This window comes from Salinibacterium sp. ZJ70 (genome assembly GCF_011751865.2).
GTDB lineage: Bacteria > Actinomycetota > Actinomycetes > Actinomycetales > Microbacteriaceae > Homoserinibacter.
The window spans coordinates 1747648-1771339 of sequence record NZ_CP061770.1; the positions used below are offsets into that span (position 1 = coordinate 1747648).

The 23692-nt window shown below is 69.1% G+C and carries 19 protein-coding genes; 5 read left to right on the forward strand and 14 right to left on the reverse strand.

The window, feature by feature from the left end; translation table 11 throughout:
• Window positions 1-27: 27 nt before the first annotated feature.
• From HCR12_RS08265 to HCR12_RS08305, 9 genes are all read right to left on the reverse strand, one after another.
• Complete coding sequence (locus HCR12_RS08265) at window positions 28-450, reverse strand: FHA domain-containing protein (protein WP_166865181.1); 423 nt, start codon at window positions 448-450, stop codon at window positions 28-30.
• A 164-nt stretch (window positions 451-614) separates the two neighbouring features.
• Window positions 615-2936 carry a transglutaminase TgpA family protein gene (locus tag HCR12_RS08270; protein ID WP_166865184.1) on the reverse strand — a complete coding sequence of 774 codons (2322 nt, stop codon included), beginning with the start codon at window positions 2934-2936 and terminating at the stop codon, window positions 615-617.
• Complete coding sequence (locus tag HCR12_RS08275) at window positions 2933-4306, reverse strand: DUF58 domain-containing protein (RefSeq protein WP_166865187.1); 1374 nt, start codon at window positions 4304-4306, stop codon at window positions 2933-2935. The genes HCR12_RS08270 and HCR12_RS08275 overlap by 4 nt, the downstream gene beginning before the upstream one ends.
• On the reverse strand, window positions 4303-5274 hold the full coding sequence (locus tag HCR12_RS08280; protein WP_166865190.1) for an AAA family ATPase: 972 nt from the start codon (window positions 5272-5274) through the stop codon (window positions 4303-4305). Before HCR12_RS08280 ends, HCR12_RS08275 begins: the two co-directional genes overlap by 4 nt.
• A 38-nt stretch (window positions 5275-5312) precedes the next feature.
• Entirely contained in the window at window positions 5313-11264 is a 5952-nt protein-coding gene (locus HCR12_RS08285) for an Ig-like domain-containing protein (RefSeq protein WP_166865193.1), read from the reverse strand.
• A 1-nt stretch (window position 11265) separates the two neighbouring features.
• Window positions 11266-12702 (reverse strand): serine/threonine-protein kinase, encoded by a 1437-nt coding sequence (locus HCR12_RS08290; RefSeq protein WP_224763349.1) that lies wholly within the window; start codon window positions 12700-12702, stop codon window positions 11266-11268.
• 2 nt (window positions 12703-12704) lie between these two features.
• A complete protein-coding gene (locus HCR12_RS08295) occupies window positions 12705-13538 on the reverse strand; it encodes a PP2C family protein-serine/threonine phosphatase (RefSeq protein WP_166865196.1) in 834 nt (277 codons plus the stop codon).
• Entirely contained in the window at window positions 13535-14071 is a 537-nt protein-coding gene (locus HCR12_RS08300; protein ID WP_166865199.1) for a hypothetical protein, read from the reverse strand. The genes HCR12_RS08295 and HCR12_RS08300 overlap by 4 nt, the downstream gene beginning before the upstream one ends.
• A 115-nt stretch (window positions 14072-14186) precedes the next feature.
• Entirely contained in the window at window positions 14187-15623 is a 1437-nt protein-coding gene (locus tag HCR12_RS08305; RefSeq protein ID WP_166865204.1) for a gamma-aminobutyraldehyde dehydrogenase, read from the reverse strand.
• Between the two features lie 113 nt (window positions 15624-15736).
• Here HCR12_RS08305 and HCR12_RS08310 point away from each other — a divergent pair, with 113 nt between their 5' ends.
• The 3 genes from HCR12_RS08310 to HCR12_RS08320 all read left to right on the forward strand — a co-directional run bounded on the left by HCR12_RS08310 (window position 15737) and on the right by HCR12_RS08320 (window position 18365).
• On the forward strand, window positions 15737-16204 hold the full coding sequence (locus HCR12_RS08310; RefSeq protein WP_166865208.1) for an Lrp/AsnC family transcriptional regulator: 468 nt from the start codon (window positions 15737-15739) through the stop codon (window positions 16202-16204).
• A 7-nt stretch (window positions 16205-16211) separates the two neighbouring features.
• Window positions 16212-17615 (forward strand): aspartate aminotransferase family protein, encoded by a 1404-nt coding sequence (locus HCR12_RS08315; protein WP_166865211.1) that lies wholly within the window; start codon window positions 16212-16214, stop codon window positions 17613-17615.
• Between the two features lie 180 nt (window positions 17616-17795).
• Window positions 17796-18365, forward strand: coding sequence for a TspO/MBR family protein (locus HCR12_RS08320; protein WP_166865214.1), 570 nt, complete (start codon window positions 17796-17798; stop codon window positions 18363-18365).
• Window positions 18366-18410: 45 nt separating this feature from the next.
• On the opposite strand, the gene HCR12_RS08325 is transcribed toward HCR12_RS08320, so the two are convergent.
• Complete coding sequence (locus HCR12_RS08325; RefSeq protein ID WP_166865218.1) at window positions 18411-19367, reverse strand: aldo/keto reductase; 957 nt, start codon at window positions 19365-19367, stop codon at window positions 18411-18413.
• Between the two features lie 101 nt (window positions 19368-19468).
• On the opposite strand from HCR12_RS08325, the gene HCR12_RS08330 reads away from it, so the two are divergent.
• Window positions 19469-20032: a methylated-DNA--[protein]-cysteine S-methyltransferase gene (locus HCR12_RS08330; RefSeq protein WP_166865222.1), complete on the forward strand. Its 564-nt coding sequence runs from the start codon at window positions 19469-19471 to the stop codon at window positions 20030-20032.
• Window positions 20029-20613, forward strand: coding sequence for a DNA-3-methyladenine glycosylase I (locus HCR12_RS08335; protein ID WP_166865227.1), 585 nt, complete (start codon window positions 20029-20031; stop codon window positions 20611-20613). The genes HCR12_RS08330 and HCR12_RS08335 overlap by 4 nt, the downstream gene beginning before the upstream one ends.
• 12 nt (window positions 20614-20625) lie before the next feature.
• Here the strand turns inward: HCR12_RS08335 and HCR12_RS08340 are convergent, their stop codons facing one another.
• From HCR12_RS08340 to atpD, 4 genes are all read right to left on the reverse strand, one after another.
• Complete coding sequence (locus HCR12_RS08340) at window positions 20626-21369, reverse strand: YaaA family protein (protein WP_166865231.1); 744 nt, start codon at window positions 21367-21369, stop codon at window positions 20626-20628.
• Between the two features lies 1 nt (window position 21370).
• On the reverse strand, window positions 21371-21880 hold the full coding sequence (locus HCR12_RS08345) for a P-loop nucleotide/nucleoside kinase family protein (protein WP_243841920.1): 510 nt from the start codon (window positions 21878-21880) through the stop codon (window positions 21371-21373).
• Between the two features lie 77 nt (window positions 21881-21957).
• Window positions 21958-22218 (reverse strand): F0F1 ATP synthase subunit epsilon, encoded by a 261-nt coding sequence (locus HCR12_RS08350; RefSeq protein ID WP_166865236.1) that lies wholly within the window; start codon window positions 22216-22218, stop codon window positions 21958-21960.
• Between the two features lie 2 nt (window positions 22219-22220).
• Window positions 22221-23681 carry a F0F1 ATP synthase subunit beta gene (gene atpD / locus HCR12_RS08355; RefSeq protein WP_166865239.1) on the reverse strand — a complete coding sequence of 487 codons (1461 nt, stop codon included), beginning with the start codon at window positions 23679-23681 and terminating at the stop codon, window positions 22221-22223.
• Window positions 23682-23692: the final 11 nt, after the last annotated feature.

The following is a 23692-nucleotide window of genomic DNA, read 5'->3' on the forward strand; positions in this document are numbered from 1 at the left end:
AGCGCTGTCGTGTCGCTCGTGGGGAGGTCAGCTCACGATGAAGAACTGGTCGCCCATCTCGACGCGCGTTCCGCGTTCGACGAAGCAGCGACGCCCGGGAACGCACCTCGCGGGTTCAGCGCCGGGGCGCCGCACGAGTGTCCCGTTGGTGGAGTATCGGTCGCTCACCCAGAAGGAACCGGATTCCTGACCGAACTCCACGTGCGTCTTCGACATCGAGCGGCCGACGTCGAAGATCGGGATCAGGTGGTCGACATACTCACCGGGTTCGGGCGATGGGCCGCGGCCGATGAGCCCCGACCCTGCCACGACGATGCTCTCCCCCGTGCTGAACTGCAGCGTGAAGCGCTCGCCCGAGACCTGCGGGAGCGGCGGCGGCGCATCGAGCGACTGGTAGGTATCCCATTCGTCCTCGGTCGGCACGACCGCCGTGTCGCGCGGCCACGGCACCGGAGGAGTGCTCGGCGGACTCCCCGCGCGCGGTGCGCGAGGGGCCTCCGACTGCTTCAGCGGGCCCGCGGCCATCTGCGGGTCGTCGGGGTGTGTGGAGCGTCCGCATTCACCGCACAGCAGGGCACTGTCGGGAAGGTCGCTTCCGCAGAAGCGACACGTGGTCATCGGCCGGCTCCGGAACGTCTCAGCACGTTGCGCGCCTTGCCCCCGCCGAGGGATCGCAGAGAGACCCGCGCACGCAGTCGCGCCCGGCGCGAGCGTCCGGAATCGAGCGCGCTCCGCAGCTCGGTGACGGTGTTCCAGACGCGTTCGGCGTCAGCGTCTGCGGGCTGACCGGGGGCGAAGACCGCGCGATCCACCACCGCCGCGAGCACACGAGACGGGAGCGTCCCGACGACGGCGGCCACCTCGGACCGGGTCGCCGCGGGTGAGACGGGGAGCCCGTGGTCGACCACGAGGTCGGCGAATTCGTCCCACCCGCCGCGAATCCGCCCGAGCGCGGACGGTGCGGTGCGTCGCAGGTGCCGGCGCCGGGCCTTCGCCGCGAGGACGAGCAGGAAGGGCGACAGCAGCACGAGCAGGGCAAGCGCTCCGATGCCGATGACGCGCAGCACCTGCAGCAGCGCTGCGAGCCCGAGGTCGGGAGCCACCGGCTCCTCGGCCGTCGTGTCGGCCTCGGTCTGATCCTCGCGCGGGTCGGGTCGGTCGGCGGGCGGGGGCACGATCGACTCCGGCCGCGAGACAGTCGTCGGATCCTGCGGCTCCTCGTCCGGGATCGGCCGCGGCGGGGGCACCGGATCGATCGCCACCCAGCCATGCTCGGCCGTCTCGACCTCGATCCACGCGGTGACGTCAGAGCCCCGCACGATCGTCGCGCCGTCCGCGCCCGCGGATTCGGGGGCGAACCCCATGACGACGCGCACCGGGAACCCGATGCGGTGCGCGACGAGCGCGGCCGCGACCGCATACTGTTCGGCGTCGCCGATCATGAGCGGCGCGTCGACGAGCTCAGCGAGACGGTCGAGCGAATGCCCCGACCTGCTCGCGGGCTCGTCGGGCGAGAGGCCGTGACTGATGTACCCGCTCGCGCGCAGCCAGTCCACCGCAGCGACGAGGCGCGCGCCGGGGCTCCCCGCTCCGGCTGTGGCCTCATCGACAGCGGCGACGAGGTCGTCGGGTGGATCCGCGATGCGCGGAGTGTCCGCGCTGCCCGGGGTGGCGCGGACGAGCGCCTGGATGCTGGGCTGGTCGGGAAGCACGGTCGTGAGCCGGTAGCTGTCGCCCGCACGGAGCCCAGCCATGTCGGCGGCGGTGCCGCTGGTGAGGTTGACGGCGAGGCCGTCATCGAGCGCGACCGCACGAGGGCCCGTGAAGGTGACGCTCACGAGGTCGCCCACGGTCGGCACCCACACGCCGGTGTACGCGTCCACCGCGATGTCGAGCTCGACGCGCTGCCCGGAGAGCTCCGGCCTCGGCACGGCCGACGGGAGCCGCACGAACGTCCCCGAGGCGGAGTCGACGGTCGCGCTGCCGACGGCGTAGACGACGCCGTCGAAGCTGTCCAGCGTCGCGATGCGCATGCGCGCGCCGCTCGGGAGTCCCTCGACGCGCAGCATGACCTCGTCGACGCGGTCATCACGGAGGTAGCGTCGGAACTCTGCGAGAGGGCTCGCGTAGTCGCGGGGGTCGAACGGCTGCGCGACGGCGTTGCGCAGCACGTCGCGCTCGCGATGCGGGGGAAGCGCGGCGACAGCAGCGACGGCTCCCGTCGCCGTGACGGCGAGGATCGCGACCGCCGCGACGAGGGTACGCGCCTCGACGCCGAAGCGCAGGGGGCCGGATGCGGCGTCGCGCGCGAACCGCCTGGTCACCTCACGCCGCCTCCGCCACCGTCGCCAGCTGCCCCACGCCACGCACACGATGAGCATCGCGACGCCGACGACGGGCGGCAGCGGCGCATCCGAGGGCCCGAAGGCGATGCCCACGACGAACACGACGGCAGGGATGACCGCGGCGAACTCCCCCAACCGCGCACGGAACGCGATGGTTCCCGCGACCACCGTTCCCCCGAGCAGCAGCACGAGCGCAGGAACGAGGAGCGCCTGGTAGTCGCCCACGGGCAGCGTGATGGTGAGCAGCTGCTTCCAGCCGAGCGCGACCCCCGCGAACAGATCGGCGAGTCCGTCGGGAGAGGGCAGCACTCCCCCGACTGCTTTGTCCGGCACCGCGAGCGGCACGCCCACGAGCGCGAACACCGCCGTCGTCACGATGATCGAGACCCAGCCCGGCCAGCGCATCCGCGCCGAGAGCGCCGCGATGAGCGTGCCGAGGACGATCGCCACGGCCGCGAGCACCAGGAACTGAGGCGAGCGGTAGATGGGCCACAGCGCCATCGACGCGATGCCCATCGTCAGCCACAGCTGGAAGACGTCCGCGAGGCTCCCGCCCCGCGCCGCGCCGCGCGTCTCGTCGGGGCCGCTCATGCGATCGCCGCCGATCGGGCCAGGGCCGAACGCAGTTCGTCCAGGTATCCGATGGTGAGCACCCGCAGGCCGCCGACCCGACGCATCCCCGGTTCGGCTTCGAGATCGCACACGACCGCGACGACCTCCACGTCGACGGGGAATCGCGCCGCACATGCCTGCAGGTCCTGCGATCTGGTGCCGGATCCGCCGATGAGGAAGACGACCGAGAGCCCGGGAATCTCATCGGCGACGAGTCGCGCGACGTCACGAAGCGGGAGTGCGGTGGGCGTGGCATCGACGACGGCGAGCTCATCGAGCAGGCGCTCCGGCAGGTGCACGGCCAGACGCCGCACGGCGAGCACACGCCGCTTCGCGAACTCGGGGGTGATCGCCGAGACGACGACGGAGACGGTTCGCCCGTCGCGCACGGCGCGCACCCCGAGCGAACCGGCGACGCTCACGGCGAGCTCGAACTCCTCTTCGCTCGCGAAGTCGGCGGTGGAGAGGCTGAGACCCACGACCAGGTGACTGCGTCGGGTCTGCTCGAACTGCCGCACCATGTAGGTGCCCGTCTTGGCGGTCGACTTCCAGTGGATGTGGCGCCTGTCGTCGCCGGACTGGTATTCGCGCAGGGCGTGGAAGGCGACGTCGCTGGATGTGAGGTCGCGTGTGGGCGAGCCCTCGAGGTCGCGGATGAGGCCCGTGCTCGTGGACGGGACGCTCACCGTGTGGGGGTGCACGACGAGCTCCATGCGCTCGGTCCACTCCAGCTCTCGGCGTACCAGGCCGAGAGGGTCGGCGCGAACGGTGCGCACCGGCCCGACCGAGACGATGCCGCGACGGCGCGTAGGGATGTCGAAATCGATCGTCGTCGTCGTGGACCGCTTCACGCCCGGGACGATGAGCTCGACGACCTCCTCGCCGACGGGGATCTCGAGCACCCCGGCGAGGGCGCGCCTGGTGCTCGCGTTGTGCACCTCGATCGTCCCGTGCGCCGGTTCCCCGACGACCGCGCGTCGACGGGCGAGGTCGAGGTGCATCTCGAACGGCGCGCGCCCCGCAAGCACGAGCACCGCGACGATCGCGAGGGCGACGCATGCCCACCCGGCAGCGACCAGCTCGACCCAGCCCAGCAGGTATCCCGCGGTGAGACCGACCGGGATGAGGACGAGCACCGACCAGCCGAGCGGAGTGATCACCGAGCTCAGCCGGTCGCCCGCGATCCTCGCTCCACGCGCGATCGCCTTCGCGATCCGCACCACTCCCACGACCGCGTCGGCGAGCACCCCGGTTCGCGCGCCGACGAGCCGGGCTCGCGTATTCGCGAGCCCGGCTGTGTCGGCGGGGGCGGTCGTCTCACGCCCTCCGCGGGCGGCGCGACTCGTCACACGGCTTGCCGATCGCTCGGGGGCGGCGTCTCGAGCAGGAGCTGCGCGATGATGCTCGATGAGGTGACGCCGTCGAATTCGGCTTCCGGGTCGAGCACGAGCCGGTGCGCGAGCACGGGCTCGGCGAGCGACTTGACGTCGTCGGGCACGACGTAGTGCCGACCGCTGGCTGCGGCGAGGGTCTTTGCGGCGCGGATGAGTGCGAGGGCGCCGCGCACGCTCACGCCGAGCCGCACCTCGGTCGCCGAGCGCGTCGCCTCGATGAGCCGTGAGACGTAGTCGTTGATCGACGGATCGACGTGGACGGTGCGCACGAGGGCGGCGTACTCGACGACCTCCGCCGCGCTGATGACGGCAGGCACGATCGTGTCGTGCGCACGCGTTCCCGCGCCTTCGAGGATGCGCACGGTCGATGCGTGGTCGGGGTAGCCGATCGAGGCCTTGAGCAGGAAGCGGTCCAGCTGAGCCTCCGGCAGTCGGTAGGTGCCGGCCTGCTCGATGGGGTTCTGGGTGGCGATGACCATGAAAGGGCTGCCGACGGCACGTGTCGCTCCGTCGACAGTGACGCGCCCTTCTTCCATGACCTCGAGCAGCGCAGCCTGCGTCTTGGGGCTCGCCCGGTTGATCTCGTCGGCGAGCACGACGTTGGAGAACACCGGGCCGGGGTGGAAGTCGAATCCACCCGTGCGCTGGTCGTAGATGCTCACGCCCGTGATGTCGCCGGGAAGCAGATCAGGGGTGAACTGGATGCGGTTGGAGGAGCCTTCGACGCTCTGCGCGATCGCGCGGGCGAGCGAGGTCTTGCCCGTGCCCGGGAAGTCCTCCAGCAGGAGGTGTCCTTCGCTGAAGAGCGCGATGAAGCCGAGGCGCACGACGAACGTCTTGCCGAGCAGGACGTGCTCGACGCCTGCCACGAGTCGTCCGAAGACGTCGTGGAATCCGCTCGCCTGCTCTGGCGTCATCGTCATGGGGTGTCCTCTCGGGATGGGGGCGGGGGCACTCGGTCCTAGTGCGGAGCGTCGGACCACGCATAGCTGCGCGTGTAGACGACTCCGCCGGATGTCACCGATACCACCAGGTCAGGGTAGGAACCGGTTCCCCCCACGCCGGTGACCTCGCAGACACCGGCCGTTCCGGGGTCATCGGCCGGGCCGCATGTGTAGCTCACGCTGTCGTACCCGGTTCCGCCTGCGCCGACGCCCGGACCGGAGGTCCAGGTCCAGTAGCCCGCTCCGGGAGTGTCGGGCGCCGCCGGCGCGCTCGTCTCGACAGCGAGCAGTCCGGTGACCTCGATGCGGATCGCGCGGCCGATCGTGACAGGAGCCGACCACTCGGGGCTGCAGAGCTGCACGTCGGCGCTGTAGGTGCGGCAGGCTTTCACCTCGACGGCGATGAGGTTGCCGTAGTGGCTCGTGTCGGAGGTCAGGAACGAGCCAACAGGCACAGGGCCGCGCGCCGTCTGGTCGGTGCTGCCGCCCGAGAGTCGGTACATGAAGCTGTCGACGTCCGACGATCCGAACGGGATCGTGAGACCGAGGAGCTGCATGTCCCATCGGCCATCGCCGCGGTCGATGAGACTGCTGATGTCGCCCGGCTGGACGACGACGTTGCCCGGCGCGACACGCGGCGTTGCGGTGACGTTCGCTGAGGCCGTGCACCCCTGGCCGTTCACGGCGTAGACCGTGAACGTGTAGCTCGTGTTGGGGGTGAGGCCGGTGATCTGCGCGGACGTCGCAGTGCCGACGTTCTGCACATTCGGCCCAGTGGGCGGGTTCAGCACGGGGGCGCCCTGCTCGACGCCCGTGACCGTGCACGCGGGCGGCGCGCCGCTGTGCCGAGCGACGTAGTACGCGGTGATCGCGCGTCCGTTGCCGTCGAACGCGCCGAGCCAATCGACCGTGGCACTCGTGCCGTCCGTCAACGAGGCGGCCGCAGAAGGCGACGCGAGGACGAGGGGCGCGCCAGCGGGCACACCCGTGCCGCCTGCGTCGTTCCATGAGGCGAGCGAGTTGGGGGCGCGGTTGCGGGCGCTCACCGAATACGGGAGCGCGGCGCCGTTGGCGAAGCCCGGGTTCGTGATGATCCGCGCGTAGCTCGTGCCTGGCGCATCGGCCGCGTCGACGCCGACCGTCACCGAGATCCCGCCGACACTCACGACGTAGCTCTCGATCGAGCTGCCGCCTCCGGTGGCGGGCTTCTGCCAGCTGACCCGCAGACCACGATCGACGGCTGTCGCGTTCACCGCCGCAGGAGCGGGCGGGATGATGTCGGACCAGATCGCCTCGCCCAGATTCGCCGGGGCCGAGGTTCCGATGGCGTTGACGGCGCTGACCGACAGCCGCATCGCGTGCGATGGTCCGTTCCCGGGGGTCGAGATGAGGCACCCGACGGTGACCGTGCACGACGTCGTGGAGACGACGCTGCCGCTGCCCGCATCCGCCGCGGTCACGCGGTACTCGGTGATGGGCGCGTTGTTGAACGGACCGGGCGCCCACCCGATGCGGAGCGCACGGTCGCCGAACTCGGTGACGCGCAGGTTGGTGACCGGATCGGGCACGTCCTGCACCGAGATCGTCACAGTGCCCCACACGTAGCGGTCGGGATCTCGCGTCGCGTCGGCCACCTGATACTGCAGGGTCGTGTCGATGGGCTCCGCGGTCTCGGCGACCGTGATCGACAGTCGGGAGCGATCGGCGCTCGGCGTGACCGTGACCCCCGCGGGCAGCGCGGCATCGGAGAGCCCGCGGATGTCGACCACGGTGAGAGGCGTGCCCGGGAACGGGTTGGTGGCCGCGTCATTCGCGAGGACATCGACGACCGTGGTCTGACCTCGACGGGTGATCGTCTGGTCGGCGACGGTCTTGGCGAGCGGGCGCGTCGACGGCACGATGCGCAGCTGGAGGCGCCCGGCCTGTCCGTCGTTGAGCGCGTCGCGCACCGCGAGCGTGAGGTTGGTCGTCGCCCCCTTCACCGCGGATGCGTCGGCGGTGAGCAGCAGACGCTGCCCGTTGAGCTGGGCGCTGAACCCGGTGGGGAGCGGGCCGGTGATCGTGTAGGCGAGCTCGTCGATGTCGTCGTCGTGCGGGTACTTGGTGAGCTTCACGAGGTCGAGTTCGCGCACCTGCCCCGGCTCGAATTCGAGCACCCCGCCGGTGAACACGGGCGGCTGGTTGTCGCGCGGGCGCACCTCGATCGGCAGCGAGAGCGTCGCGACGTTGCCGCCGAGACCGTTCTCAGTCGACCCGTCGGTGACCTCGAACGTGATCGACGCGGGGCCCCAGTACCGTTCAGCCGACGTGAACTGCAGCGTGTCGTCGTCGATGACGAGCGACGCGCCGTTGGAGTGGGTCGCCCGCACGGTGCTCGAGTCGGTGAGCCGCACGCGCGATCCGCCGATCGTGACGACGTACTGCGACAGCTCGATCCGCAGGGTGGATTCGCTGTTGACGATGAGCGGCGGGGCCTTGGTGTTGATCTGCGGCAGGGCGTCGTCATAGCCCGGCACCCGGATGAACGCGTAGGACCGGATCTGCGGAGCATCGGGGTGCACGACGGCGAACGGGATGACCTGGCTCCGTTCGCCGATGGTCACGCGCACGCGCTTGTTGGGCAGCACCTCCGCGGTCTGCGCGAATCCGGCGACGAGTTCGACGCCGAGATCGCGCGCCTCTCCGTCGGCGAAGAAGGCCCGATCGAGCACCGAGACATCCACGGTGCTGCGGTCGATGACGTCCGTCACCGTGAGCTCGGTGTCGGTGATGACGGGCCACGCGAGGGGTGCGTCATCGGAGACGTTCACCCGGATGAACGCCGAGCTCGTCCCGCCCGTCTCGTTCTCGATCGTGTAGACGACGCTGAAGTCGCCCGCCCCCGGGGGTGTGATGCGCACGACGTCGTCGCCCACGATCTCCGCGACGACGTCCGGGGTGTTCGGTTCGACCTGTCGGATTCGCAGCGCGCTGCCGTCCGGGTCGGAGTCGTTCACGAGCGGGCGGACCGATACCGTGCGGCCCACGCGCACCGAGACGGTGTCGTAGTTGGCCACGGGATTGCGTGCACCTTCGAGCGACGGCGAGATGCCGACCCGGATGGTGCCGGTCGCGCGTGCGCCGAGCCCGTCGACGAGGGTGTAGTGGAAGACGTCGGTTCCGGAGGAGTACTCCCCGGCCTGGTAACGGAGGGTGCTTCCCTCCATGCCGACGATGGCCCCCTTCTCGGGGTTCGTCGACTGCCCGACGAGCGTCACCGTATCGCCATCGGGATCGACACCGTTGACGGGGATGTCGATCGACACTGTCTTACCCGCGAGGGTGCGCGCCGTCACCGTGCGCGGAACGGGCGGATTGTTGGTCGAGGCGTTGCGCTCGCGCACCGAGATGACGACGCGAGCCTGCGCGAGCTGCCCGTCCGTCCCCGCCACGGTGTACACCCCTTCGTAGATCCCCGCGGTCTCGGGTGCCAGGTAGCGGAGCCGGTCTCCCGCCGAGAAGAGGAGCCCCGCGTCCGCAGGGACCGTGGATGCCAGCTCGGGAAGCAGCGCGATCTCTCCGCCGTCGGGCTGCTCGTCGTTGTCGAGAACGTGGATGTCGATCGTGTCTCCGGCGCGCACGGTCACGTGGTCGTCGGTCGCGATCGGCGGCTGCATCCGGATGGGACGCGGGATCTCGACCACGGTGATCGTGCCGTCGGCAGACGCGAGACCGTTGCTGATCCGATAGCTGAATGTCACGGGCTGCGACAGCGGGGCCGTCAGGCTGACACGCACGCGCCGCTGATCGAGCACCTCCGCCGTGATGCCGACGCCGGCAGGGACGCCCCCCACCCCTGTCACGACGAGCACCCCGCCTGCGGGGTCGATGTCGCTCGTCGGCGGGTCGACGAGCTGGGTGCTGTCGGTCGTCATGAAAAGCGTCTTCGGCACCGTGATGGGGCGCGTGGATGCGTCGGCGGGCGCGGTCACGTCGACCCGCACGACGCCGGTCGCGGTCTGCGTGCCGTCCGTGACGGTGAACTCGAGGTAGTGGGTGCGCACCTCGGTGGAGAGGAAGGTGAAGGTTCCCGCATCGAAGCTCGGCACGAGCGTCGTCCCCGCCTTCGGGGGAACGCCGCCCAATCGGATCGGAGCGTTGCCCCCGCGCACGTGCTGGAGCGGCCGGATGGTGACCTCTTCGCCCGCACTGGCGAGCACGACCCATGGCTCCACGAGGATCGGCACGTCGCCGCGTTCGCGGACCGTCACCTGCAGCGAGCCGCCCGCGGTGTCGCGGCCGTCCGAGACGCCGATCGCGATCGTCTTGCCGCCGATGCCCTCGCCGCCGTCGGTGAACACGATCACCCCGTCGGGCTTGAACCCCACCTGATCGGGTGCGGCGACCGACGCCGACGTGAGGTAGATGGCGTCGCCATCGGGGTCGATCCAGTCGCCGAGCACCTGGGTCGACACACGCCCGCCCGAGTCGACGTTCGCAGTCGAGGTGCGGACGGCCCGCGGGGGTGAGTTCTCGGCGTCGCTGCGCACCGTGACGGTCACGACGGCGCTGGCGAAACCGCCGCGCCCGTCGCTGATCGTGTAGCCGAACGAGACCTGCCCGCTCGCATCGGACGCGAGGGTCAGCTGAAGCTGCTGGTTGCGACTGACGAGGTCGAGGCGTCCGATCGTCTCGTCGATCTGGTCGAACGCCGTGATGACGAGAACGTCGCCGTTGGGGTCGTAGTCGTTCAGCAGAACGGGCAGGACGGTGGTGCGGCCGGGGCGCGCGCCCAGGTCATCGTCGACGGCGGTAGGCGGCTGCTGCACCTCCTCGAGCTCAGGCGGCGTCTCATCATCCGCCTGCGGCGTCTCCTCTTCGCGGTCCTGGTCGATGAGGAGCGACTCCCAGTTGTCGATGAGCTCGCCGGATGCCTGCACCGCCCAGCTCTCGCCGCCAAGCGCATCATTGAGGACGACGCGGCCCTGGTTGACGGCGAACGCGAGCCGCGGCCCGGGCGCGAGGCCCGCGAGTGCCATGTCGATGCCGTCTTCCCGAGGGCACCCCCGCCACGCGGAACCGCCGCTCCACGCGGCGAAGCGGCACCCGTCGACGACCACGGGCGCCGCGGGCACTCCTGCACCGGACTCCACGAGCACCCGCGCATCCCCGTCGCCGAGAGGCACACTCGCGAGCCCGCCGGTGTGCGCGACGAGCACCCCGTCCGCGGCCGGCCCGGGCATCTGCACGCGCGCGCTCGAACCGGAGACGACACTCGAGAGGTTCTTCGCACCCGCAGCGGTGGAGAGCTGCCCCGAATCGGCGTCGAAGACGACCCACTCCTCGCCGACCGCCGTGATCTGCACGCTCCCGCCCACAGGCGGAGTCCCCGACCACTGCATCGACGAGCGCTGCCCCACCACAGACGCACCAGGCTCGACCCGCCACACCTCCGTGGCGTCCGGGACGTACGCGAGCAGCGCACCCGAGTCCGTCAGCGCGAGCACCGCGCCGGTGCCGAGACTCAGTGCGGACGGCACGGCCGCGTCGAAGGAGGCGACATCGGAGAGCGGCACGAACCACACCTCGCCCGTCTCGGCGAAGATCACGACGCGATCCTCGGCGAGGTGCACGGACGGATTCTGCGGCGGAAGCGACACGGCCTCGCCGAGTTCGGCCGTCGCCGGATCGACGACGCGCATCGTCGCGCTCGCGCGATCGACGAGGATCACCGTCGATCCGGACTGCACCAGCTCGGCCTGCTCGGCATCCGTCTCGATCGTGCTGTCCAGCTCGAATACCGCGGTGTTCGCCCGGCCGATCGCATCGTGCGAGGCCCCCGCCACCCACACCGACGGATCGGTGAGATCCATCCGCTGCGCCGTGTAGCCCGTCGAGACGATCGCAACCGTCGCGACGAGCACCGCGACGGCCGTGCTGCTCGTGATGGTCGCGAGAAGGGGACGGCGTGTGGAGAACCAGGAGCTCATGTCAGCTTCCCGATGCGATCACGCACTTGTCGGCGCTCGCCGGTCCCGCGATCCCGTCGCGGTTGACGGTCACCGTGAGGCACACGGTCGAGCCGGGCGTGGTGTCGACCACGAAACGCGACGACGACTGCACCGTCGGCGCCTGGGCGATGCCGTCCTCCGACACGACGATCTGATAGCGGTCCCCGCTCGTGATGTCGGGGTCGGACCAGCTGAACTCGATGCGTCCTGCGTCTTTGAGATCGGCGTCGATGTCCGACACCACCGGGATGCCCGAATCGAGGTTCGTCAGCAGGATCGCGAGGGCGATCAGTCCGAGCACGGTGATGAGCGAGGCGGCTGCCGTGAGAATCCAGGTCATACGACGGCTCGCCGGGCTCTGGGCGCCGGAACCCGAGTGGGACTCATCGGCCCCGCTGCGCTCCACCACAGGATGATGGGCGTATGGCGTCTGCGCCACCGCGCGCCGGCGCCGCCGGCCACGGGCACTCGGGTTCGTGCCCGTCGCCACCGGGCGGAGCAGAGTGCGGTCGTCATCATTGCCGAGAGCGCCCAGCGCCCATTCGTCCATCGCGATCTCGACGGGTGTCTGCGCAGCACCGAGCTCGGTCTCGATGAGCTGCAGCTCGCGCACGAGTTCGAGCGCACTCGCGGGTCGCATCTCGGGGCGGCGCGACATCGAACGGCGAAGCAGCAGCTCAAGGCTCGCGGGCACATCGCTGCGGCCGATCGGCTCCGGCTTGGCGCGCGCGATGCGCGCCATGAGGTCGCTCGAGGTGTTCGACCCACCGGGGACCTCGAACGGCGAGCGACCGGCGAGGAGCGAGTACACCGTCGCGCCGAGCGCCCACACCTCAGAGGCGACCGTTCCCGGCGTCTCGTCGAGCAGCACCTCCGGGGCGGACCACGGGATCGACAGTCCCACCGACTCCTGCTCACGCTGACCGGCGAGGGTCGCCGCGATTCCGAAATCGGAGAGCACCGGATGCCCGTACGCCGTCATGAGGATGTTCGACGGCTTGATGTCACGGTGCAGCACGCCGATCGCGTGTGCGGATTCGACGGCCGAACCGATCTTCACGGCGATGCGCAGCACCTCGGTGACGGGTAGCGCCTCGCGGCGGTAGCGCTCGGCGAGCGCCGAGGAGCACAGCTCCATCACCAGATACGGGCGCCCATCGCTCGACACACTCGCCTGGTAGACGGTGAGGATCGACGGATGCGCGCTCAGCTGGGCCATGAGATTGGCCTCAGCCTGGAACATCTGACGCACATGGTCGTTGACGACCTCGCTCAGCATCACCTTGACGGCGACCTGCCTGCGCGGCATGTTCTGCTCATACAGGAAGACGTCGGCGAAACCCCCCGACCCGAGCACATGCACGTACGAGAACCCCGGCAGCACGGGAGGCTGCGACGGCAGACGTCGTGCTGCCACGGCTACCCCCTCGCCCCTGTGGAGCCTTCATCATAGTCAGGCCCGTCTGCCCCCCACTGGGTGCCGTCGACGCTCGTCACATCGATGACGATGACGGTGATGTTGTCGCGGCCCCCCGCGGCGAGCGCCGCATCCACGAGCGCATTCGCCGTCTCGCCCGCGGTCAGGCGCGCCGCCATGTGCAGTCGGATGCGCGCCGCGTCGAGCTCCTTCGTGAGACCGTCCGAGCACAGCAGCAGCCGCATGCCCGCGACGAGCGGGATCCTCCAGAAGTCCGGGTTGGGATCCTCGCGGAAGCCGAGCGCGCGCGTGATGACGTTCGACTCCGGATGCGCCTCCGCTTCGTGCGGCTCGATGATCCCGGCGTCGACGAGCTCCTGCACGACCGAGTGGTCGCGCGTCACCTGCAGGAGCTCGTTGCGGATGAAGCTGTACACCCGGCTGTCGCCCACGTTGAACACGAGGAACGCCGGACGTTCGCCCGAGAGGTCCAGAACCGCACCGGTGACCGTCGTCCCCGCGCCGAGCGGCATGTCGACCGAGAGAGCATCGATGTCGTTCGCGGCGAGAGTCAGCGCGTCGCCGATCGCCGATTCGCCCACGACATCCGCGAGCACGCCGAGCCGCTCGACCACCGCGGAGCTCGCACGATCCCCCGCACTGTGACCGCCCATGCCGTCCGCGACAGCGAACACGGGCGGCACGAGCACCAGACTGTCTTCGTTGACAGCGCGACGATGGCCCACATCCGTGGCGCCCGCCCATGCGAGCGTCACGTTCGCCCCACGCGCGGTCACGAAGCTGCGACCCGTCGAGTCCTCGCCACGCCGAGTCATCGGGACCGCCCTGCCGTCGACGGCGCGAGGATCTCCACCACGACGCCCTCCCCCAGATCGATGCGGGCACCCGGCATCACCACGAGCGACTCCCCACGCCGCAGGCTCACCACCCCGGAACCCGGAAGGTGCACCTCGCTGCCGTTGAGGGTGCGCAGATCCGTCGCGACGACCATCGCCCCCTGCTCCCGCAGCTCCAGGTGCCGCGCCGAGATCTGCCGCTCAGGACTGGCGACCGCGACAAGACGCGGACGGACCGACTGCGGCACACGCGAATGGCTCGGCCGCCGCCCGATCTGCACGGGACGATCCAGCTCGAGCTCCGCATCGCCCACCCGGATGCGGTGATGAGGGCGCAGCGACATCGGCACGGGAGGAAGCGAGAGCTGCCGGTCAGCCTGCGCCACCACATCTCGCACGATCGTGTCGCCCTCGGCGACCTCACGATGGATGTCCTCGAGAGCGCGCACATCGGTGACGACGCGCGGCGCCTGGGTCACCGTGTCGTCGTCCTCATGGATGTCATCATGCATGCGCGTCTCACCCCCGCCCTCGTGGAGACCATTGTCGCTCGCTGAGCGCACAACGCCGTATCCCCAGAGGGCGGGGCGAGAGATCCGCCGAACTATTCGCCGATGCAGGCGCTGGCTACTCGCCGATGTACGACATGACGTGCTTGATGCGCGTGTAGTCCTCGAAGCCGTACATCGAGAGGTCCTTGCCGTACCCGGAGTGCTTGAAACCGCCGTGCGGCATCTCGGCGACGAGCGGGATGTGGGTGTTGATCCACACGCAGCCGAAGTCGAGACGCTTCGCGAAGCGCATTGCACGACCGTGGTCCTTCGTCCAGACGCTCGAGGAGAGTCCGTACTGGACGTCGTTCGCCCAGCTGAGCGCCTGCGCCTCATCCGCGAACTTCTGCACCGTGATGACGGGTCCGAAGATCTCGTTCTGGATGGCGTCGTCGGTCTGCCGCAGGTTCGACACGACGGTGGGCTCGATGTAGTAGCCAGCCGAGCCCTTGCGGCCGCCGCCCGTCTGCACCTCGGCGTGCGACGGCAGGCCGCTCAGCATGCCGAGCACGCGCTCGAGCTGGTTGATGTTGTTGACGGGGCCGAAGAACGTGTTCTCGTCCTTCGGGTCGCCCGTGGTGACGTTCGCCTTGACGTAGGCGGTGAGAGCCGCGACGAACTCGTCGTGGATGCGCTCGTGGACGAGCACGCGCGTGGCGGCGGTGCAGTCCTGCCCGGCGTTGAAGTAGCCGGCGATCGCGATCCCCTCGACGGCCTTGTCGATGTCGGCGTCGTCGAAGACGATGACGGGGGCCTTGCCGCCGAGCTCGAGGTGCACGCGCTTGAGGTCGCTCGAGGCCGCCTTCGCGACCTCCATGCCGGCGCGCACCGAGCCGGTGATCGACACCATCTGCGGTGTCGGGTGCTCGATCATCTTGGCGCCCGTGGTGCGGTCGCCCGTGATGACGTTGAAGACACCGGCAGGGAGGAACTCGGCGGCGATCTCGGCGAGCAGCAGGGTCGACTGCGGTGTCGTGTCGCTCGGCTTGAGGACGGTGGTGTTGCCGGCCGCGACCGCGGGGGCGAACTTCCACACCGCCATGTTGAGCGGGTAGTTCCAGGGCGTCACCTGTCCGATGACGCCGATGGGCTCGCGACGGATGGAGCTCGTGTGGTCGGCCATGTACTCGGCGGTGGCGCGACCTTCGAGGTTGCGGGCGGCTCCGGCGAAGAAGCGGATCTGGTCGACGGAGAGCATGATCTCGTCGGTGACGAGGGAGGCGCGCGGCTTGCCGGCGTCCTGCGACTCGAGGTCGGCGAACTCCTCAGCCCGCTCCTCCATCTTGTCGGCGATGCGGAAGAGGGCGAGCTGGCGCTCGGCGGGCGTGGCCTGGCTCCAGGTCTCGAAGGCGGTGGCAGCCGCCGCGAACGCGGCGTCGACGTCGGCCTGGCCCGAGACGGGCGAGGTCGCGTACGCCTCCTCGGTTGCGGGGTCGACGACATCGAAGCCGTCATCGCCCCGAGCGTCGACGTACTCACCATTGATGAAGTTGCGAAGGATACGGTCAGCCATAGCGACACCATAGCCGGACTTGCCCCCTGCCGGAACTACGGATTTCGTCGCAGAGGCCTTCCCATATTGCGGATTCACTTGCTGGACGCCACAAACGGTGACAGAATCCCCTTATGGCGACACGCAACCGAGCTCCGGTGCTCGACGACGTCTCAAAGGCGATCATCGAGCAGCTGCAAGAAGACGGGCGACGCTCGTACGCGGAGATCGGCAAGGCCGTCGGCCTCAGTGAGGCGGCCGTGCGTCAGCGCGTGCAGAAGCTCACCGAGTCCGGCATCATGCAGGTCGTCGCGGTGACCGATCCCATGCAGCTGGGATTCCTCCGTCAGGCGATGGTCGGAATCCGGGTCACCGGGGACAGCCGCGTGATCGCCGAGAAGCTCAGTGAGATTCCCGCAGTCGACTACGTCGTGCTCACCGCAGGCAGCTTCGATCTGCTCGCGGAGATCGTGTGCGAGAACGACGACGACCTCATCGAGCTCCTCAACCAGCAGATCCGCGGCATCGCGGGTGTGCAATCCACCGAGACATTCGTCTACCTGAAGCTGCAGAAGCAGCACTACAACTGGGGAACCAGGTGATCGCACCATGACCATGACCGACCACGCTCTCAGCACGCAGACCGAAGCCGACCTGCAGCAGAAGGCCAAGGACCACCTCTGGATGCACTTCGCGCGCCAATCGGTGCTCGAAGAGCACGGCGTGCCCATCATCGTGAAGGGCGAAGGGCACCACATCTTCGACTCGCGCGGTAAGAAGTACTTCGACGGCCTGTCGGGACTCTTCGTCGTCAACGCCGGCCACGGCCGCAAGCGTCTCGCGGAGGTCGCGGCGAAGCAGGCGGAGGAGCTCGCGTTCTTCCCGCTGTGGTCCTACGCCCACCCTGCGGCGATCGAACTCGCCGACAAGCTGGCCGACTACGCACCCGGTGACCTCAACCACGTGTTCTTCACCACGGGCGGCGGCGAAGCCGTCGAGACGGCCTTCAAGCTCGCCAAGTACTTCTGGAAGCTGCAGGGCCGCCCCACCAAGCACAAGGTCATCTCGCGCTACGTCGCGTACCACGGCACCCCGCAGGGTGCTCTCGCCATCACGGGCATCCCCGCGATGAAGGAGATGTTCGAGCCCGTCACGCCCGGTGGCTTCCGCGTGCCGAACACCAACATGTACCGCGCCGACGAGATGGGCTTCCCCGGGGGAACCGAAGAGGAATTCGGACTCTGGGCGGCGAACCGCATCGAGGAGATGATCAACTTCGAGGGACCCGAGACGATCGCGGCCGTCTTCCTCGAGCCGGTTCAGAACTCGGGCGGCTGCTTCCCGCCGCCGAAGGGCTACTTCCAGCGCGTGCGCGAGATCTGCGACAAGTACGACGTGCTGCTCGTCGCGGATGAGGTCATCACCGGATTCGGCCGCATCGGCGACATGTTCGCCTCGACGACGTACGACATCAAGCCCGACATGATCACCTGCGCGAAGGGCATGACGAGCGGCTACTCGCCGATCGGCGCATGCATCGTGAGCGACCGGCTCTACGAGCCCTTCCGTCACGGATCGACGGCGTTCTACCACGGCTACACGTTCGGCGGACACCCGGTGTCGTCGGCGGTCGCTCTCGAGAACCTCGCGATCTTCGAGGAGGAGGGCCTGGCCGACAACGTCAAGCAGAACTCCCCGCTGTTCCGCGCGGCGCTCGAGCGCCTCACCGACCTGCCGATCGTCGGCGATGTCCGCGGTGCCGGCTACTTCTTCGGCATCGAGCTCGTCAAGGACAAGGCCACCAAGGAGACCTTCGACGACGACGAGTCCGAGCGTCTGCTGCGCGGGTTCCTCTCCAAGGCGCTGTTCGACGCGGGCCTGTACTGCCGCGCCGACGACCGTGGCGACCCCGTCATCCAGCTCGCGCCGCCGCTCACCATCGGTCCTGCCGAGTTCGACGAGATCGAGCAGACGCTGCGATCGGTGCTCACCGAGGCGTGGTCGCGACTCTGATCTGAACCCTGCGAGTCGCCCTGCAGCGACTCGCACCCGGATGGCGGGCGGTGCTCTCGAGCATCGCCCGCCATCCGCATTCCCGGGTGCGCACGCGCAGGTCTCATGGTCGCGCGACATCGTCAACCCCCTCTCCCCCGCTGCTGGGGCTCGGTAGCGTGACGCCCGGAGGAGAGATAGATGACCGACGACGCCCCGGTGTTCCGTTCGACCTATCGCGCCCCCGCGGACGCCGAGCAGGAGCAGCCAGCCCGGAGTCGCGCACTGCCGGTCGCGATCCTCGTGGTCCTCATCGTGATCGCACTCGCCGTCGGCTTCCTCGGCTCGCTCGCGACCCAGGAGCATGTCGACGGCTGGTACGAGAGCGCCGACAAGCCCGCATGGACTCCGCCCGGCGTCGTCTTCGGCCCCGTATGGAGCGTCCTGTACGTCACGATGGCCGTCGCCGCGTGGTTGGTCTGGCGCCGACGCGATGAGGCGAACGTGCGACCTGCGCTCGCCGGCTACGTCATCCAGCTCGCGATCAACAGCATCTGGTCGCCCGTGTTCTTCGCGCTCTACCCCACCTTCGGCGTCGGGGCGCTGTGGTGGGCTTTCGGCATCATCTTCGTGCTGATCGTCGCCGTCGTGTACACGCTCGTCGCGTTCTGGCGCGTCGAGCGCTGGGCGGGGATCCTGCTGATCCCGTACCTCGCGTGGCTGCTGTATGCCTCGACACTCAATGCCGGCGTCGCGGTGCTGCAGTCCTGACGAACCGGGCGCGCGTCGCTGTGCTCAGCTCGCGAGTTGCCGTGCTCAGCTCGCGAAGAGGGCCTCGATGTAGCGCACCTCGTCGGCATCCGGGCGCCACCCGCTGCCCGCACGCGCGTTCGCACGGATCTGCTCGGGCTTCGTCGCACCCGCGATGACGCTCGAGAGCTCGGGCTTGGCGAGGAACCATCCGAACGTCGCCTCCAGCAGCCCCAACCCACGCTCCGCCGCGAAGGCCTCGAACGCCTCGATCGCATCCCACGGAGCGTTCTCGGCGACGTGGCGACGCTGGCGCCCGATCCGGGTGTCTTCCGGGATCTCGGTGCGTGAGAACTTGCCCGTGAAGAGTCCGTTGGCGAGCGGGAAGTAGGGCAGCAGGCCGAGCCCGCGCTCGCGCACCGCGGGGATGACGTCGCCCTCGATGGCGCGTTCCGTGAGGTTGTAGTGATTCTGCGCTGAGACGAAGGTGGCCATGCGGGCGGCACGAGCGGCGTCGTCGGCCTCCCGGATCTGGGCGCCGTCGAAGTTGGAGTGGCCGATCTGGCGCACCTTGCCCTCCTGCACGAGTTCGTCGAGGGCTGCGAGGGTCTCCTCGATGGGCGTGACGGGATCGGGCGTGTGCAGCTGGTAGAGGTCGATGGTCTCGATGCCGAGCCGCGAGAGCGACCCCTCGACAGCTGCCCGGATGTAGGCGCGGCCTCCCCGCGGGCCGACGTCCACGAGGGGCGAGTCGTAATCCTGGTGCCCGAACTTGGTGGCGATGACCGCCTCGTCGCGACGTCCGCGCAGCGCGGCCCCGAGGAGCGTCTCACTCAGTCCGTACTCCTCGCCGTAGATGTCGGCGGTGTCGAAGAAGTTCACGCCAGCATCGAGCGCGGCGTGCACGACAGCAGTGGCCCCCTCCTGCTGCATGGTCGGGGTTCCGGGGCGGCCGAGATTGTTGCAGCCGAGCCCGACGACACTGACGGCGAGATCCGAGGTTCCGAGGGTGCGAAGCTCCATGACTCGAGCGTACGCGTCCTCCACACGGGCCACGGCGGCCCGTCGTTCGCCGTGTCCGATTTCCGCCGGTGCCTGCGCGCTCCCCTGCGTACGCTCGGAGCATGACCACGGCAGACACCCTCATCGGCCTGCAGCGCATGCCGAGCCCCATCGGGCGGATCGAAGTCGTCAGCGACGGTGCCGCCGTCATCTCTCTCGCGATCGAACGTGGGGGCGCGCTCCCCCACGACCCTCTCGACGAGCATCCGGATGCCGTCACGACGCTCGCGGTCGCGCAGCTGCACGAGTACTTCGCAGGCGAGCGCCGCGACTTCGATGTTCCCGTGCACCTCACCGGCACTGAGTTCCAACGCGCTGTCTGGCAGCAGCTCGGTGCACTGCAGTGGGGCGAGGTGATCTCCTACGGTGAGCTCGGCCACGCGACGGGGCGCGCGACCGCGGGACGCGCCGTCGGAGGCGCTGTGGGCGCCAATCCCATCCCGCTGCTCGTTCCCTGCCATCGTGTGCTCGGCCACGACGGTCGGATCACCGGCTACTCGGGCGGCGAAGGCGTGCCGACGAAGTCCTGGCTGCTCGCGCACGAGGGCGTCCCCCACCGTCTGCCCGCTGGGCCCCCGCATGAGCCTCTCACCCTCGACATCCCCGACGAGAGCGGCGCCGCGTGAGCTCGAGCGTCCGCGTCGACGACGCTGGCGTCGCTCGTTGCGCCTGGGTGGGAGAGGACCCCGAGTACCGGCGCTACCACGACGAGGAGTGGGGGTATCCGCTCCACGGCGACCGAGCCCTCTTCGAGAAGCTGTCACTCGAAGGCTTCCAGGCGGGCCTCTCGTGGATCACCATCCTGCGCCGACGCCCCACCTTCCGCCTGGCCTTCCGCGGTTTCGACATCGACGCCGTCGCGGCGTTCGACGAGTCCGATGTCGCGCGGCTCATGGGCGACGTCGGCATCATCCGCAATCGCGCCAAGATCGAAGCCACGATCGCGAATGCACGGCTCACGCGCGAACTCGTGACGGACGACCCGGGAGCGCTCGACCGACTCATCTGGTCGTTCGCGCCGCCTGCTGCTCCTCGACCCGCCACGCTCGCCGACGTGCCCGCCGTCACGCCCGAGGCGACGGCACTCAGCACGCAGCTCAAGAAGCTCGGCTATCGCTTCGTCGGCCCGACCACGATGTACGCCCTCATGCAGTCCGCCGGCCTCGTCGACGACCACGTCCCAGGATGCTGGCGCGCTGACGTCTGAACCGCGCGGCGATCACACCACGAGGTCGAGCTCGCCCGCAGCTCCCCGCTCAAGGCGGATTCCCTCGGCATCCGCCCACGCGAGCAGCCCATCGACATCCTCGTGCACGATGCCCGAGGCGACGAGCGCCCGCGTCAGGCGTCCCTTGCCCGCCTTGTTGAAGTGGTTGAGCGCGCGCTTGCGGCCGCCCTCCTCCGAGACGACGCGCACGAACACGGCGTCCGCGCGGGTCGGGAGTGGCCCGAGCGCCGCGTAAGCCTCCGACCGCATGTCGAGGATCAGTCCGTCGTGCATCGCGAGCGCTTCACCGAGTGCGGGCGCCCAGTGCTGCTTGAGGCGCACGCCCGGCAGCCGCGAGTCCGCAGAGAGCCGGTAGGCGGGGATGGGATCGAGGGCGCGCGTCACCCCGAACAGTGCCGACGCGATGAGCACATGCTCGTGCGCGAACGCACGTGCCTCCTCAGAGAGCGTCGCCCCATCGAGAGCGTCATACAGCACACCGTCATAGCGGTCGACCGCCGGCATCACCGGTGCGGTGCGGATCACGCGGTTGCGCTCCACCTCGGCAACACCTCGAGCCGAGAGCTTGAGAGCCGCGAGAGATGCCTCGACATCCGCCGCGAGCGAGACGGTCGCCTCGACGAGCAGCTCGCGCTGCGGCGTCAACTGCCCGTAGGCGAGCGCGCCCAGCTCCAGGCGCGCGTCAGGATCCCCGCCCTCCCGCTTGGTCTCGGAGGGCGGCAGCAGAATCAGCACCTCAGGGCTTCACGAACGCGAGCGCGCGTTCGACGTTGACACCGAGGGGCTCCACCGAATCGACGGTGATGCGCCCGATCGCGCCGCTCTCCCCCGACCATTCCTCCCACTCGTCGAGGCTCTCCTCGACGGCGAAGGCACCGGGAAGAGCCGATTCCTTGAGTCGCTCCGCACGTGCCGCGAGCCGCGTGCGGTGCAGCTCCTCATCAGAGCACACGACCTCGATGAATCGGATCTCCGACTCCTGCCGCTGAGCGAGCTTGACCCACTGCTCACGCGCGGGGTTCACGGCGTTCACGGCGTCGATGATGAGGTCGCCACCACCCGTGAGCACAGCATCCGCGAACGCCTCGGCGACGAGATACGCGGCAAGACCGGTCGGCTGGTCTGCGTCGATGCCCGCCCGCAGAATGGCGTTCTCGATCGGATCGACCGACACGACGGGCACCCCCAGACGGATCCCGACGACCTCAGCGATCGTGCTCTTGCCCGCAGCGGGGAGTCCGGCCATCACGATGAGCATATTTCCACCCTAGACGAAGCAAGACCGACCGCCCGGAGCCCCGGGCGGTCGGTCTTGAGGAACGATCAGACGAGCTCGGCGTTGCCCGCGACGATCGAGACGGTGTTTCCCTGCACAGACAGGAAGCCGTCGTCGATCCGCGCGGTGATGACGTTGCCGTCAGCCGTGGTCACGCGTGACTCACCCGGTGCGAGGACCGCGAGCATGGGCTCGTGACCGGCGAGAATGCCGATCTCACCCTCGGTGGTGCGGGCGACGACCTGAGTGGCCTCACCCGACCACAGCTCGCGCTCCGCCGAGACGACGAACACGTTGAGGGCGGCCATGATCAGCCGTTCTCCTTCTGGATCTGCGCCCACTTGGCCTCGACGTCGGCGATTCCGCCGACGTTGAAGAAGGCCTGCTCGGCGACGTGGTCGAAGTCACCGCGGACGATCGCGTCGAACGATTCGATGGTCTCCTTGAGCGGCACGGTCGAGCCCTCGACACCGGTGAACTTCTTCGCCATGTAGGTGTTCTGCGAGAGGAACTGCTGGATGCGACGCGCGCGGGAGACGGTGATCTTGTCTTCCTCGGAGAGCTCGTCGACACCGAGGATCGCGATGATCTCCTGGAGCTCCTTGTTCTTCTGCAGGATCGCCTTGACCGACGTCGCCACGCGGTAGTGGTCCTCGCCCAAGTAGCGGGGGTCCATGATGCGCGACGTGGAGGTCAGCGGGTCGATGGCCGGGTACAGACCCTTCGACGCGATCTCACGCGAGAGCTCGGTGGTGGCGTCGAGGTGGGCGAAGGTGGTCGCCGGAGCCGGGTCGGTGTAGTCATCGGCCGGCACGTAGATCGCCTGCAGCGAGGTGATCGAGTGACCACGCGTCGAGGTGATGCGCTCCTGGAGCACACCCATCTCGTCGGCGAGGTTCGGCTGGTAACCCACGGCCGAAGGCATACGTCCCAGAAGGGTCGACACCTCGGAACCGGCCTGCGTGAAGCGGAAGATGTTGTCGATGAAGAGGAGCACGTCCTGCTTCTGCACGTCACGGAAGTACTCCGCCATCGTGAGGGCCGACAGGGCGACGCGCAGACGCGTTCCCGGCGGCTCGTCCATCTGGCCGAAGACGAGGGCGGTCTTGTCGAAGACGCCCGCCTCCTCCATCTCGTGGATGAGGTCGTTGCCCTCACGGGTGCGCTCACCGACACCGGCGAACACCGACACACCACCGTGGTCCTGCGCGACGCGCTGGATCATCTCCTGGATGAGGACGGTCTTGCCGACACCGGCTCCACCGAAGAGACCGATCTTTCCACCCTGCACGTAGGGGGTGAGGAGGTCGATCGACTTGATGCCGGTCTCGAAGAGCTGCGTCTTCGACTCGAGCTGGTCGAAGGCCGGGGGCTTGCGGTGGATCGGCCAGCGCTCGGTGATCTCGATCGTCTCGCCCGGAACACCGTTGAGGATCTCACCGGTGACGTTGAAGACCTTGCCCTTGGTGACGTCGCCGACGGGCACCGAGATGGGGGCGCCGGTGTCGCGCACCTCCTGGCCGCGGACGAGACCGTCGGTCGGCTTCAGGGCGATGGCGCGGATGAGGTCGTCACCGAGGTGCTGAGCGACCTCGAGAACGATCGTGGTCGACTCGTCGCCGATGGTGATCGTGGTCTCGAGCGCGTTGTAGATGCCGGGGATGGCGTCGTGGGGGAACTCGATGTCGACAACGGGGCCCGTGACGCGTGCGATGCGTCCGACGCCGCCGGCGACGACGGTCTCGCTCGCCTTCTTGGTAGCGGTAGCCATGGTCTCTCTTT